Consider the following 15529-nt stretch of genomic DNA (forward strand, 5'->3'; position numbering starts at 1 on the left):
AATTCAGTGTTTCAAGTTCAAAGTCGAACCAACATGGAACATTGAACATAAAACTTTAAACACAAAACTGATGATCAAAAACTATCTCAAAACAATAATAAGAAGCATTAGAAAGAACAAGGTCTTTACTTCCATCAATCTTGTCGGGTTGTCAGTAGCCATGAGTTGCTTTATTCTCGTGACTTTATATGTCCGTTATGAGCTTACTTATGATCAATTTCATGAGGATGTTGAAGATATCTTTTTAGTCAAGCTTAAGTCTGATGAAAGATTCGGGGGCTCTTATAACCAGTTCTTACCAGCCGTTTTTGCGGACATTATTAAGGAAGGCACACCTGGTCTTGAAGAAGTAACCACTACACTATCAGGCGCTGGAAGCATGTATATAAAGCATGGAGAAGAGTACATTCCTGAGAAATATTATACCCTTCAAAATTCGTTTTTTGATGTTTTTACATTTCCCTTTCTCTATGGAAATAAAGAATCGGCACTTTCAGAACCTACAGCTGTAGTCATTTCTAAGGAAATGGCTTTGAAGTATTTCAGCAAAGAAAATGCTGTTGGAGAAATACTGAAAGTGGATGGAAAGGGCGATTTTAAAGTGACTGGTGTGTTAAAGTCTTTCCCAAAAAACTCTCAGTTCCAGCCTAATTTTTCATTCTCGCTTGACAATATGTCCGACTTAGACTCTTGGGGCTATAATACCTTTTTTGTTTATGTGAAGGCGCTTCCGAATGCCAATTTAGAAGAAGTAAAAAAGCGAATTGCTTCTCTCTATGCAGCTAATGCACCTCAAGATGCAATGTACGATGGTTCAGGTGCTGAACTGGCCTCATTTGCCAACTCATATTGGCACCTCAGTGGGAGTGGGGCATCACTTAATAATAGAGATAGAGGTTTAGGGGCTGATAAGGATGTGATTTACATCTGCTCTGGATTAGCGGTTTTACTGTTGTTCATTGCTTTGGCCAATTATGTAAACATGGCTACTGCAAAAGCCATTCAAAGGGCTAAGGAAGTTGGAGTAAGAAAAGTAAATGGCGCCAGTAGAAAACAATTAATAGGTCAGTTTCTTGGAGAAACGCTGTTCTTTTCATTTCTATGTTTGATTGTTTCGGTGATTCTGGTCGAAATTTTCCTTCCTTCAGTTTCAAGTATTGTGGGTATTCAATTGCAGCTCAATTATTATGAGCCTACAATTTTGCTCATTCTTGTGGGATATGCGCTTTTATGCGGACTTCTTGGAGGATTTTACCCTGCTCTACTACTTTCAAAGTTCAATCCCGTGAAAGCTTTGAAAGGGCAAGCTCAGATGAGCAATTCCAGATTTTCTCATCGTAGCATTCTACTCTTCCTTCAATTTACCATTTCAGCTTTTATGATTGTGGTGCTTCTGGTGGCCAATTCTCAAATAAGGCATTACCTCAATTTCGATTTAGGCTTTGATAAAGAACATGTGGTTAGCTTCAGGTTGACCGAAGAAATGGGCAAGAATCCGGATGTGATTCTTCAGCAAATTAAAAAACTCAGCGGGGTAGAAGGTGTTACCATGGGGCCATTACCCGATGGAGCTTTCGGCTTTAATAGTCTGACTTACCAAGATAAAAAGCTGAAATATATGCCCAGGGTAGAAACGAATGAGGATTTTCTGACCATGCTGAAAATCCCTTTGTTGGCTGGGCGAAATTTTGATCCCGCATTAGTTTCAGACCAAGAGAATGCCATGATTATCAATGAAACACTGGCTCAAGAATTAGGTCTGGATGATCCAGTAGGGACAGTGATTTCTTTTGAAGGGAAACAGAAGACAATCATTGGACTTATGAAGGATTTCTATATCACAGGACCGAGATTTAAAAAGCGTTCTTTAATGCTTACGCCTTTAATAAGCGGCCGTGTCAACAACGTATTAATTAAAGTGAATCCTAAGAATATGGCTTCTACCTTGTCTCAAATTGATGAAATATGGGATCAATACGATTATAAAAATGCCATTCAATACCAGTTTTTAGATGATGCTTATGCCGATAAATTGAGTCAAATACGAGGAGTCACCACAATCATCAATGGAATTACCACAGCCATTGTCGTGATTTCATTGTTCGGCCTTTTTTCTTTAGTAGCTTTTCAAGCTTCGCGAAGAGTTAAAGAAATCGGCATCCGCAAGGTTTTGGGTGCTTCAGGTGCCAACATTCTTCTGATTCTGGGCAAGCCTTACGCTCTTCTCATCGTGATTTCATCGGCTGTGGCCATTCCTTTGGCCTACTCGTTAATGGGCAAAGCTTTAAATCAATACAATAATAGAATAGAATTAGACGCATCCTTTGCCGTAATCACGGTACTTACCATCCTGTTGTTTTCAGCCTTGGTGATAATCAGTAGAGCTTTTAGCGCTTTAAGAACCAATCCCGTGGATGTATTAAGAAATGAATAATGTAGTTCTTGGTTCAAAGTTCAGAATGGAATTACCACACCATTATGAATAATGGATCTTGATCAAAAAACTGAGAAAATATGATTAGAAACTATCTTAAAACTGCAATTCGAAATATCAAGAGAAACAAGCTATACGCTGGATTGAACATTCTTGGTTTGAGTATTGGCTTGGGAGCTTTTTTCATCATCTATCTCTTCCTTCAAAATGAATTGTCTTACGACCAATTTCATGCTAAAAAGGACAGGATTTATCGAGTGGTAGAGAATATCGAAATGGATACAGAGGTAGAGCGCAATGGAGGGCTTACTTCGGCATTAGCACCTGTGGCGAAAGATGAAATCCCTGAAATTCAGAGTTTCACCCGAATCGAAAATTATCCTAAAAGTATTGTGGTTGATGGAATTCAAGATTCTACCGACTATGTGAACAGTTTGGCGGTAGATGCGGGTATTGTGGATATTTTCAGTTTCGAATTCATTCATGGATCAAATGAAACTTCCTTCCAAACCCCAAATTCTCTTTTATTGAGCGAATCGAAAGCACTGCGCTATTTTGGAACGGTCAATGCGATGGGTAAAGTGATTAAAGTACGTAAAAATGCCTTTGTGGTAGATGGGGTTTTCAGGGATTTTCCGGTTACCTCTTCTTATAAGGCGGACATCGTAGTGCCGATTACTACTCTCAATGATTGGAGGTCTGACTCATTTACCAGCTGGGGCATTAGTTATTACGACCAGACTTTATTCTTACTCAATTCGAATGCTTCCATTCAAGAAACAGAAACAAAACTAAATGCCTTATATGCTAAAAATGCACCTGAGGGCACGAGGTCTTTATCTCTAGAACCTTTGTCGAATGTTCATTTTTCATTGGAAATTAGCGATTCAATTCGAGAAAAAACCGATCGCCAGTACATCTTCATTTTTACGATCGTGGCCATTTTTATATTGGCTTGCGCCATTTTTAATTACATCAGCTTGGCTTTGGCTCAGTCTATTGAGCGGACTAAGGAAATTGGAGTTAGAAAAGTGATAGGAGCGCGTCAGAAAGAATTGTATAAGCAATTCATTTCAGAATCATTTATTCAGGTTTTAGTAGGGTTTGTGTTTGCCGTTATTCTGGTCGAACTTTTAATGCCTTCATTAGAATCCTTGATTGACAGAGAGTTGAGCAATAATCTTTTTAGCGAACCGCTTCTGTTGGTTCAAGCATTGGCATTCTCAATGGGTATTGCTGTGCTTGCTTCTCTATATCCGGCATATGTAAGTGCTCGCTTGAATGTGGTAAGTATTTTCCGAAAGTCGTATGGCAGTTTTTCTCCTAAGCGATTGATTGGTGCAGTAAGCGTTTTTCAGATTTCCGTATTTGTGGTTTTGATTTGCGTTGCCTTTACAGCGAATCGCCAGTTGAGGTTTATGCAGAACGAAAATCTAGGTTTTGACAAAGACCAACAATTTGTAATCAGCAGTTTTCCGCCTACACTAAAAGGAAAAATGGAGGTGTTGAAAAATGACCTTTTAAGCCTTCCCACGGTTTCAAAAGTGACCTTTGCCTCTTCAATTCCAGGCAGAACAATGGGTTCTATGAAAATGAGAGACTATGATTTTCGTTTCCATGATTTCGATGTTGATCCCGATTATTTTGATGCCATGGGTATGGGAATAGTGGAAGGAAGAGCTTTTCTGCCTGAAGATTCGGATACTTCTAACCTTGTAATTATCAATGAAACAGCAGCTAAAAAGCTCGGTTTTGAAGACACTGCGGTGGGTAAAATCATCAATAATGGCAGCAAAGGATTAAGGATAATCGGGGTTGTTAACGATTTTCATTTTGTATCGAAAAAGGAACCCGTGGAAGCCACACTTTTTAAACCAACCGATGTAAATGGCTATGGCGTAATGGTGGTGAAAATGGATGGTCAAAACATTATTACGGGTGTAGATCAGATTAAAAGTACATTCAGAAAGCTTTCTGATGGTGTATATCCTAGCTATTTCTTCCTCGAAAACCAGATCAATTCGCAATACAAACAAGAGCATATCATCATTACTATGCTAAATACTGCTGTTGTCATTGCTGCATTGGTGGCTTTTATTGGCCTATTCGGCATTTCAGGCTATTCTGTAAAGCGAAGAATGAAAGAAATGGGTATTCGCAAAGTACTTGGGGCAGGTTTTTATACCATTCAAAATACTCTGAACCGCAGCAGCTTATACAAACTTCTGTTGGCCATCGTCATAGCGGTTCCGATAGTAATTTACTGGATGGATGGTTGGCTAAGTTCGTTCGCTTACCGCATCGATATGCCCATTTTCTTGATTATTGGAGCCATAGTTTTGGCATCCATAGTAATCTTCCTTACCATTTCAATTCACAGCATTAAAGCTTACAGAATCAACCCGGTAGAGATTTTAAAAGATGAATAAGTAGGAATATAAAGTTTGCTCAATTTTCTAATTCAATCATAAACTCAAAGGCCATGTACAAAGCCAATCATTATATAAAAACTGCTTTTAAAAACTTGAAGCGCAACACTGGTTATACTTTGTTGATGATTTTTTCGCTTGCCCTGGGGATGTACTGTTTTGTGATGTCCGGCTTATATATCAAGTATGAGTTTTCTCGAAATCTCAACCATGAAAATGTGGATCGGGTGTTTAGGGTAATGTTGGATTATGGTAAGTATCAGGATTATATCACGGAATCTCTGGCTGAGCAAATCAGAAGTTCAAATCCTGAAATAGAAGCCTTAAACACTATCAACAATGTCAGGGGAGACCTTTATCTGAGCAAGAACGGTGAATCGTTTTTCAAAGAATCCAACGGGTTTTATACTGACCCAAACGTATTCGATGTTTTCAGTTTTCCATTGAAATATGGCAACGCCAAAAACGCATTGGAAGGTACGGGTAAAGTTGTCATCTCAAATCATTTAGCAGAAGTACTTTTCCCAAATACAAATCCTGTAGGAGAAGAAATACAGATTCATAAGAAAGGAAACTTCTTGATTTCTGGTGTAATGGAAGAGGTTTCGGAGCTTTCAGTCTTCAATCCTGGCCTTTTCTTTTCTATGGATGAACTCTTTAAAGAAGTTGGAGCACATGATTTTGAAATTCCATTTACCCTAACTCACGCGAAACTTAAAGAAGGAGCGACACAAAAGCAGTTGGAAGAAGGTATTTTAAGAACCGCTCAATCGGCTAAAGTTTCTGAAGATTTCAAGGGGATTTATACTGAAAACCTTGCTGATGCTTATTGGGGGAATTCCATTTACGATTATGGCGCACAATATTATTCCTTGTTTGGTGCTTCAAAAAGCATGATCAAAACCATGATGTACATCACCATTGGTGTTTTGCTTTGTGCTTTTTTGGGGTATGTGGCCATTGCATTAAGCCTTTCTTTAAAAAGAGCTAAGGAAGTTGGTATTAGAAAAGTGAATGGAGCCAATGTTAAAACAATCAGAAGTCAGTTTTTGGTCGAATCGATTGTTTATGCAATGATTTCTCTGGTGCTAACAGTCATTGCGTTAGAGCTGACGGAAAAGTCCGTTTCGGAGCTTTTGCAAGTGCCTGTTGGCCTTAGATTAGATCAACCCGAAGTACTGGGGTTGATGATTGCCTTTACGCTCTTTACGGGAGTGGTTTCGGGTTTATATCCATCATTTGTGGTTTCAAAGCTGAATCCGGTAAAGGTTTTATCAGGATTTTCAAACCCAGGAGGCAAAGGGTTTCTATTGAAAAGAGTGCTTTTAACCTCCCAATTTGTCATCACCATTTGCCTTGTGTTTGGGGTTTATATACTCAAACTTCAAGTTTCAAAAATGGCACATTTCGATAATGGCTATACTACTGAAAACATAATTACTTTTAGTAACTCAGAGCAAAGTATTAAAGCTAAATCAGATGTTATAGCCGATCAAATCCAGTCTTTAGCGGGTGTTGTTGAAGTAGCCAAAGGGCCTTTTCCATTTAACTTTAATGGTTTTTCAAGGGTAGAAATGCAGTTGGGAGATAGCTTAATTCAAGATCAGCCTTCAAGGATTTTCGTGTCCTCAAATTTCTTCGAAACCATGGAGGTTGGGCTTTTAGAAGGTTCAAGTTTTGATGATACTACAAATGAAACGGCATGCTTAATCAACCAACAATTCGCAGATCAACATGGCATTACAGCTCCTTTAGGAATGACCTTGAATGTTGATGGTAAGCCCCGAACAGTTGTAGGAGTAGTCGAGAATTACTCCACTTGGGGAGTGAGCAGTCCTGATCCTATGGCGCATTTATTTTTGCCAGCCAATAACACAAATTTCCACAGTTACTTAATCAAAGTAACCGATGACAAACGCTCTAGCATTATAACCCAGTTGGAAGGAATTTGGAAAGCGCAGGAAAAAGTCATTTCTCCTGTAATCACGCAACTTGATCAAAAGGTGAACGGCAGTGTTCAAAAAATGAATAAAATGTCAACTTTGTTTAGTGTTTTGGCCATTGTGGTATTACTACTTTCCTTCATGAACCTTTTTGGGATGGCCATAATGTTTGCCAATACAAGAATGAAAGCAGTAAGTATTCGTAAAATTCTAGGAGCCAGAATCCCCGAAATCTTGGGACGACTGTCTTTCCCTTTCCTCTACAGTCTGCTTATTGCACTAACCATTGCGCTGCCTCTGGCTTATTATTTTATGGAGCAATACTTACAAGATTACAAAGTAAGAATAACGCTAAGCCCTCTACAAGGTATAGTAGCCAGTGCTTTTATGGTATTGCTGCTATTCGTGGTAATTGGTTTTAAAATGCTCCAATTCAGCAGAACAAATCCAGTAGATATCTTAAAGCAGGAGTGAAGGAATTGATAGGGGTTAGTTGGGATTTCTCCCGATGGTCGAAATGACTGAAACAGGTTTTGTTTGGTAAATCAGTCATTTAAGATAGTGTTCCAACAATTAATGTCTCTTTCAAAGAAACGGATTCTACTCTGTCATTTCGAAAGAGGTACGAACGAGAAATCTTGTACTCAATCGCAAGCAAAATTTCAACGTGGAAGATTTCTCCCGATGGTCGAAATGACGGTAAAACAGGTTTTTTTATAAATCAGCCGTTTAGAGATAGTGTTCCAGATATAAATGTCTCTTTCAAAGAAACGGATTCTATTCAGTCATTTCGAGAGAGGAGCGAACGAGAAATCTTGCCTTAAACACATGTCATTTTTCTTCTCTATACAGTAGAAAAGAATTTCCTAAGTAATCTCATATTAAGGTGGGCTATTGTTTTTAAAATTATTAGTTATAATTTTGTATAACATACAACATTGTAACTAATGAAAAACAAAGGTCTCGGGGAATTTGAAGAACTGGTTTTGCTGGCCGTATGCATTCTAAAAGGAGAGGCTTATGGTATTAATGTGAAACAGGAGGTAGAGAAACATTCTGGCCGTTCTGTTTTGCTCGGAGCCGTGCATATCACTTTGTACAGACTTCAGGATAAAGGTCTTCTCAAGTCTGAAATGGGAGGCAATACCGAAAAAAGAGGAGACAGACGAAAGCGTCTTTTCGAAATTACCACACAAGGCATGAATCAATTGGAGGCAGCTCAGGATGTTCGTCAGAAGATGTGGTCACTGATTCCTCAGCTTAATTCTGGTCACTGATTCCTCAGCTTAATTCTGGTCAGTAAATGACTCAGCACGAAAAATCGAAACCTCCGAAATTGGCGAATTGGTTAGCCGCCAGATTCATTGGAGATCAATACCTCGAAGAGTTCTTTGGGGATTTACAAGAAATCTATGATGACAGACTAGAGGCAAAAAGTAGGCTTTATGCCAATTGCATGTATTGGGTCGATGCACTGCACTTGCTTTTTGGTTTTTCATCTTTCAAACTTTTCAAAACTCAAAATCACAACACTATGATGCTCAAATCAATGTTCATTATCGCCTGGCGCAATGCCATCAGGCAAAAGCAATTCACACTTCTCAATATTCTGGGACTTACCATTGGAATTAGCATTTCGCTGACCATTGGTCTCTACGTTTATCACGAAAAGAACTTTGACACATTCTTAACCAACAGCGATAATATTTACCGGGTAAATCAGCCTAATATTTGGGGCGATTGGACGGAAAGAAGTTCATCTACAGGGCCCAATGTAGCTGTAGCCTTGAGAACCGAAGTGCCAGAATTCAAGGAGGTTACTAGAATTCTTAATCAAGGTTCTCAGTTTACCAGTTACAAAGACGAACGAGGTCAAACTCTTTCTTTTAAAGAAGATAAACTATACTGGGCCGAGGAGAATTTCTTTAAGGTGTTCAACTATGAAATGCTGGAAGGAAACCCTGAAACAGCTTTGAAAGAGCCGATGAGTTTAGTACTCACAGAAAGTACTGCAGAGCGATATTTTGGTTCCGAAGAGGCCCTTGGCCAGTCGGTTGAAATTCGAGAATGGGATGGAAGCTGGAAGAGCTATTTGGTCACAGGCGTATTGAAAGATTTGCCAGATCAGAGTCACTTGCAGTTCGATATCTTGACACCTTTAAGCAGCGCTAAGGAGATGATGGAAATGCATGGCTGGAAGTGGATTTGGACAGCTTTTGCAACATATGTGAAGGTAGAAGAGGGAACCGATATAGCAGCCGTAAACGATAAACTTCAGGCAATTCCTCCGAAATATGCTCCGCCTACTACGGAAAGAATCTTCAATCAAAGCTTTCAAGAATTCACCGCAGGAAACCCATGGAAACTGGATTTACAAGCCATATCGGATATTTATCTATCTAATGAACCTCAATACAATTCTTTTGGGCCAGTTGGGAATTCGCAGTTTGTACAGATTTTCATGGCAATTGGCACTGTGATTCTCCTGCTCTCTTGTATTAATTTCATGAACCTTTCTACGGCACGTTCTTCGTCCAGAGCAAAAGAGGTAGGAGTAAGGAAAGTCTTGGGTTCGCTCAGAAAAACTTTGGTTCGACAATTCATTTTTGAATCGGTTCTTTTTGTAGCAATCAGCACTTTGTTTGCTATTCTGATTGTGAATGGAGCCTTAAATTGGTTCAATGTAATTGCTGAAAAACAATTGGCTTTAATGCCCCTGCTAAGTCAACCAATATTCATTGTTGTATTGATTTCCTTTGTTTTAGGATTGGGTATTCTCTCGGGAAGTTACCCTGCCTTTTATCTGTCTTCATTTCAGCCTATTGCTGTTATCAAAGGTCAAATCAGCAAGGGTCAAAATGGAAAACGTTTAAGAAACGCATTGGTCGTTTTTCAGTTTTCCATTTCAATTTGTCTGATCATTTGTTCTTTGTTTGTGCAAAAGCAATTGCGTTATACTTCAAATCTCGATCTGGGTTTGGCAGACGAGAACATTCTTCAAATTCATAATATAGAGCAGTTTGGTTTCGATACTGATGTGGTTAAATCTAAGCTCAAGGGCTTGGCAGCAGTTTCTGAAGTAGGTAAATCATTTGGGGTGCCTCCGAATGTGATGTCAGGAGATCGATATAGATCTACCGAACCCAATGCACAAGTGGTTCAGCTGAATAATTTGCGTTTGGATGAAGATTACTTGAAAGTGATTGGAGTGGAATTTAAAGCCGGGCGAAACTTTGAAGCGGAAAGGGAAACAGATAAATACAAAGTAGTTTTGAACGAAGCAGCGGTGAAGCTTTTAGAATGGAATACCGAAAATGCGGTAGGTAAGCATGTGGCTGTTGCTTCGGGAAATGAAGATGAATTCGAGGTGATTGGTGTGGTGAAGGATTTCAATTTTCATAGTGTGAAAAGTGAAGTTGGGCCATTAATCATGATTCACCAAAAAAATGACAAGGTTTGGGATTATGGAGCTGGTTTGTCGTTTTATTCGCTTCGATTGAACCCTAAATCGGTTCGTAGTTCAACAGATTTGAGAAATCTTCTGGAGGAAACTGAAAAATTAATGAACGAAGTTGATACCTCTATTCCTTTCCAATTCAGCTTTATGGACCAGCAATTTGAGGATTCATTCCGCAATGAACAGCGCATGGGGAAAATACTGAATTTCTTTACCCTAATGGCCATGATTATTGCTTGCCTCGGCTTGTTTGGTTTAGCGGCCTTCTCAGCAGAGCAGCGCACTAAAGAACTGAGTATCCGTAAAGTGCTTGGGGCTAGAACGGCCGAGTTGACTCTGCTGTTCAGTACCAGCTTTGTAAAACTGGTGGGCTTATCTATTTTAATTTCAGCACCATTGGCTTACTGGTTGGTGAGCACTTGGCTTGAAGGTTTTGCGTACCGCACGCCAATCCATATTGGAGTATTCATTCTAGCTTCATTTATCAGTTTACTTGTTGCCGTTCTTACCACGGGCTATCAATCGCTTTATGTAGCCAGCAGAAACCCAGTGGATACTTTGAAGGCGGAATAATTTGAATTTAATTACGGAAGTCATTTCGATTAGGTAAGACTGAGAAATCTTATGCTTTGATGTATAAGACTTCTATCTAAAGTAGAAATGACTTTCAAATGAAACTTGTTTGTTCAATTCTGAATCAATTATCTGTTGTCAAGAGATAATTGTAGCTAAAGTGAATTTGTTGGAATATTTGATGGGTAGTATCGTAAGTACTTTCAAAACACGATTTTTAGTTCATGACCAAATACTTTCTATTGGCGATTATTTTTTTGCCTTCAATTGTTAATGTTTGGTCAATAATGAGTTTTTGGTCTGTTTTGAATTCAAAATCACTTGGATTCTTTGCTCCATTTCTTTTGCGATATCAGGGTGTTCATTATAGAGATTTTGTGCTTCTCTAGGGTCATCTTCCAGGTTGTATAATTGTGCCGGAGGGGCATCTTTTTTAATTTTACCGCCTTTAATATCGCTGTTTTGCTTACCGGTAAATGGAAAGGCCGATGGCCCACCAAAATGGTGCAAGCCAACATATTCTCCAGTAAAGCCACCGCCACCCTGATTGGAAATATACATCCATTTGCCTTTTCTTAAAGCCAGGTTATTGGGGTTATCCGGTGCTATAAGGAGTTCTTCCCGAGGTGATTTTCCTCCAAGAATGGCCGGCAAAACATTATAGCTGTCAATCGCTTGATTGTCATCCACAGATGTGTTATTTATAGCGGCAAAAGTGGAGACCATATCCACATTACTGATTAATTCGTCAGAAATAGTTCCAGCCTTAATTTTACCTGGCCAGCGGGCAATAAACGGAATGCGATGACCACCTTCCCAAGCATCGAATTTAAAGCCAAGTAGGTCACCGTTCATGTGATGGCCCATAGCATAAGCGTCCTGCCCACCTTGATTAAGCATTCCACCATTGTCACTGGTCAGGATCAAGAGGGTATTTTCAGTTAGACCTTCACTTTCAAGTGTATTCATGATTTCTCCTACTATCCAGTCCAGCTCATGAATAAAGTCTCCATAACGCCCGGCATCACTAGTGCCTAAAAAGCGTTTGGCAGGAGTAAAGGGATGGTGGATGTTGGTTGTAGCAAGATAGAGGAAAAATGGCTCCTCTTTATGTGATTTAATCCAGTCTATGGCTTCATCTTTCAAGGTTGTTCCTACTAAATTGTCTACGTACTGTTCGTGAGCTGCTTTCGCTCCTCCCAGTTTCTGATTGCCTCGATTCCATTTTTCAGGATAGGGATTGGTTGCAGCATCTTTACCATAAACGAGCGGATCATCTTCTACCAAACCAAGTACTTTATGGTTTCGAACATAAACGAAAGGAGGGTGGCTATTCACTACCGGTACGCCAAAGTAATAATCGAATCCCAGTTCCAGCGGCCCAGGTTTAAGCTCCTTGTTCCAGTCAACCGGAACTTGATTTCCAAAACCCAGATGCCATTTTCCGATCAATGCCGTTGCATAGTCTTGCTGTTTTAAAACACTGGCTATTGTGGTCTTTTGCGTGTCAATAATCAATGAGTTGCGAGAGAAAACCGCATGAGCAATATTCCTTCTTATGGGGTATTCACCGGTAATGAGTGCATAGCGTGAAGGGGTACAGACCGCAGACGCAGAATGTGCATCAGTAAAACGAATACCCTGGGAAGCCAATTTGTCTATGTTTGGAGTTCTCACTTTAGTGGCGCCATAAATTCCCAAATCGCCATAACCTAAATCATCGGCATTGATATAGATAATATTGGGTTTGCCTTGGCGCGCTTCTTTTCTATTTGAGTGGTCTTGTTGATGGCAAGAGGCAAGCATGAGTATACTCACCAGAGTCAGGTAAAGTGAGAAATTAATTTTCATAACTTACTTATTTGAAAGTTGGCTGATTCTATTTTCTAAACCTGCCAATGGCGGAAGTGAACTGGTAGGTGAATTTAGGTAGAAGTATGCCGTGGCAGAAACATCGTCTTGTCGGTAAAAATTGGTCCAGCCATTCAGTAAATCAGGGTCTTTCAAGTCAATGGGTTGAGGTTGTTCCAGCAGCTTGATGAAAGTGAGTTCATTGTGGATACTAATGGGCTTGAGTACCGCACCATTCTCTTGCATTTCTATTACTTTCTCTTTTGGTGCACCGCCAATTTGTTGAATATCTACCTGAATATTGTCATAGAAAAAGATTGGGTCAGGAATATGGTATCTGTAAAATGCGTATTCACCTTTTTTTGGGTCAGCGATCAATGAGCCTTGATATTGGTTACTGAAAGTGCCTTGACCGTAGGCAGTTCCGATATAATCTTCTGTACCTGTGCCTATCAGTGTGGGGAGCTCTTTGTCTCCGTCCAGATATATTTTCACTTCGCCTTCTCCAAACCAGGTGTCTTCATAAAGCTTGTTGGTGAAAACCCCAATGTTAGTGCCGAGGAATCTCCCTTTTCCTTCAATTTTAGGAAGAATTTGGAAGTCTTTTTCCAATTCAGTTTCCAATGCCCTACTCCAATAAGTGTGGAAGTACAGCATGTCTTCGGTATGTTCTTCCATCAAAATGTCTACATCGTAGAATAAGGCAATCAGCTCTTTTTCCGATTCATTTGTGAGTGTAATTCTAGCGCTTGTTTTGAATGGCATAGGAATAAAGCAGTTATAAGATCTGCCTTCTGGGTCTGAAAACAATGCACTTTCAAAAGCCAAACGTCTTCCTAGTCCAACACCGAAAAAGTCGCCTAAAGGAGCCGAAACGGCCGGTTTATCGCTTCCATCCCAAAAGATTTCGAGTTTTAGGGATCGCATCATTTCCGGAGTTCTGTCGTTCATGGTCATCCAGATTCTCCTCACAGTTCCACTTCCTTTTAAATTCACTAAATCGACAGATTCCCCTGCTAATAAAGAATTGAAAGCATGCCCCTTTGCACCTGCGTTTTCCCGACCTCCGTTGGCTTTTGCACCAGAAATATTCTCAAAACTCACCCAACGCGCATGTTTTGAATCTTGCATTTGGAATAATTCCTGCGCCTCAATCAGATTAGTAATCAATAAAAAGGAAAGCAGTAATGTGAACTTATTTAAGGTCATAATTAAGTGGGTTTTCAGAAATGTTTTAAGGAAACCGATTGGTAAACTTGGCATCTTTGAATTGGGCAGTTTTAAAAAATTACAAGCTAGTAACTTTGGTCAATATAGAAATAGCACTCGGTAAGGACAACTCCTTTCATTTCAAACTGACTATCTGCTTTATGAATTGGTCAGCTTTCAGGAGTTATAATGGCATGGAACCGGATGGGAGACACAACCAATTCAGATATCTTCTGTTTTGGTGTGAAAAATTTCCCTCTAAGGTCTAAATGGCTTTTTAACAAATTTTAATTGTTAAATCTAAAATCCGTTTGATTTTTATAAACCAAACTCAAGCGAATGTGCGGAACATTTAACGGTTAATCGCGTAAGTGCTTTCGAAACACGACTTTAGTTCATGACCAAGTACTGTCTATTGGCGATTATTTTTTAGCCTTCAATTGTCAATGCTCAAATTAACGTAAGTAAAACCTTCACTATCAATTCTGAGGAATTGGGAAGTAAAGAGGAGTTGAATGTTTATTTTCCTCCTAACTATGAAGAAAGCGAAAAGAGCTATCCTGTATTATTCATTCTGGATGCACAGTGGTTTTTCCTCAATGGTGTGGCCGTTCAGCAGACTTTAAGAGGGGAACAGCTTCTTCCTGAAATGATTATTGTAGGAATCAACTTGAAAGATCGGCCCTACAGAACTCAAATTCTTAATCAAAATGAAGCATTCAAAAACTATATACGGAAAGAAGTAACTGCTTTCGTAGACAAGAACTTTCGAACCAAAAAGGAGAGAGGGTTATTCGGATGGGAGGATAATTCTTTTGTAGTTATTGAATTACTGCTGGAAGATCCAAATATGTTTTCTTTTGCCATTGCCACCAATGGAGGGCATCTCACCGATAAGATGTTGAGTGATTTCAGTACTTATTCAGGGCCGGAGAGATACTTATATATAGCCAATGGTGAAAAGGATATTTATACTATCGATTATTCTGAAGACTTTGTAAATAAGCTTGAACGAGCCAAGCTTCCCAATTTGACCTGGCAATACGTACAATTTAATGATGAAATTCATGAATCACTTCCTTATATATCGCTATACAAGGGGGCCAAATTCTTCTACCATAATTTTGGAGATGTAGCCTATAGTTCTTCCGCTGAATTCTTTGAAAAAGGAGGTCTGGGTTATCTTAAGACTTATTATCAGGAGCGTGGAAATCGATTTGGTTTAAGTACCGATATCAGCAATTCAGTTAAAAACACCTTGATTTGGCTAGCATGGAAAAAGAATGATTTTGAATCGTTCAACTATTTCATGAATGAGTTCTCCAATGTTTTAGGTACAGAAAGGTATGCTTCGGCATATTGGCAAAACAGATTGGGTCAGTTTTACCTTGAACATAAGGATTATGAAAACGCAATTAAGTTCTTTCGCCAAGGCGTTAATCAATATCCTGATGAGGAATATCTAGCAAAAATGAATGCAGGATTAGGAAAGGGCTACATTGGTTTAGGAAATGCTAAAAAGGCCCGAATCTTCCTTCAAGAAGCCATTTCCTTAGATAAAGCAAAAGGTGGTTCGGGTTGGATGGAATACGAGAGATTACTTCAAAATATTAAATAGAAGAACGGTTCTTTA

The 15529-nt window shown here is 39.3% G+C and carries 8 protein-coding genes; 6 read left to right on the forward strand and 2 right to left on the reverse strand.

From position 1 onward, the window contains the following. Positions 1–70 precede the first annotated feature (70 nt). The 5 genes from ACXACJ_RS07400 to ACXACJ_RS07420 all read left to right on the forward strand — a co-directional run bounded on the left by ACXACJ_RS07400 (position 71) and on the right by ACXACJ_RS07420 (position 10836). Positions 71–2434 carry an ABC transporter permease gene (locus tag ACXACJ_RS07400; RefSeq protein WP_475133709.1) on the forward strand — a complete coding sequence of 788 codons (2364 nt, stop codon included), beginning with the start codon at positions 71–73 and terminating at the stop codon, positions 2432–2434. Between the two features lie 80 nt (positions 2435–2514). Then, positions 2515–4863, forward strand: a complete 2349-nt coding sequence (locus ACXACJ_RS07405) for an ABC transporter permease (protein ID WP_475133710.1) — start codon at positions 2515–2517, stop codon at positions 4861–4863. Positions 4864–4916: 53 nt separating this feature from the next. Continuing rightward, positions 4917–7280 (forward strand): ABC transporter permease, encoded by a 2364-nt coding sequence (locus tag ACXACJ_RS07410; protein WP_475133711.1) that lies wholly within the window; start codon positions 4917–4919, stop codon positions 7278–7280. 473 nt (positions 7281–7753) lie between these two features. After that, positions 7754–8083, forward strand: a complete 330-nt coding sequence (locus ACXACJ_RS07415) for a PadR family transcriptional regulator (RefSeq protein ID WP_475133712.1) — start codon at positions 7754–7756, stop codon at positions 8081–8083. 26 nt (positions 8084–8109) lie between these two features. Further along, positions 8110–10836, forward strand: a complete 2727-nt coding sequence (locus ACXACJ_RS07420; RefSeq protein WP_475133713.1) for an ABC transporter permease — start codon at positions 8110–8112, stop codon at positions 10834–10836. Between the two features lie 270 nt (positions 10837–11106). Here ACXACJ_RS07420 and ACXACJ_RS07425 read toward each other — a convergent pair whose 3' ends face one another. Continuing rightward, positions 11107–12687 carry a sulfatase family protein gene (locus ACXACJ_RS07425; RefSeq protein ID WP_475133714.1) on the reverse strand — a complete coding sequence of 527 codons (1581 nt, stop codon included), beginning with the start codon at positions 12685–12687 and terminating at the stop codon, positions 11107–11109. A gap of 3 nt (positions 12688–12690) precedes the next feature. Beyond that, positions 12691–13896 carry a glycoside hydrolase family 172 protein gene (locus tag ACXACJ_RS07430; RefSeq protein ID WP_475133715.1) on the reverse strand — a complete coding sequence of 402 codons (1206 nt, stop codon included), beginning with the start codon at positions 13894–13896 and terminating at the stop codon, positions 12691–12693. A 493-nt stretch (positions 13897–14389) separates the two neighbouring features. On the opposite strand from ACXACJ_RS07430, the gene ACXACJ_RS07435 reads away from it, so the two are divergent. Beyond that, the gene (locus tag ACXACJ_RS07435; protein ID WP_475133716.1) at positions 14390–15514 is read left to right on the forward strand and encodes an alpha/beta hydrolase-fold protein; all 1125 of its coding nucleotides are present in this window, start codon (positions 14390–14392) and stop codon (positions 15512–15514) included. Positions 15515–15529: the final 15 nt, after the last annotated feature.

It is taken from the genome of Roseivirga sp. AWQ4_251, from assembly GCF_056158225.1.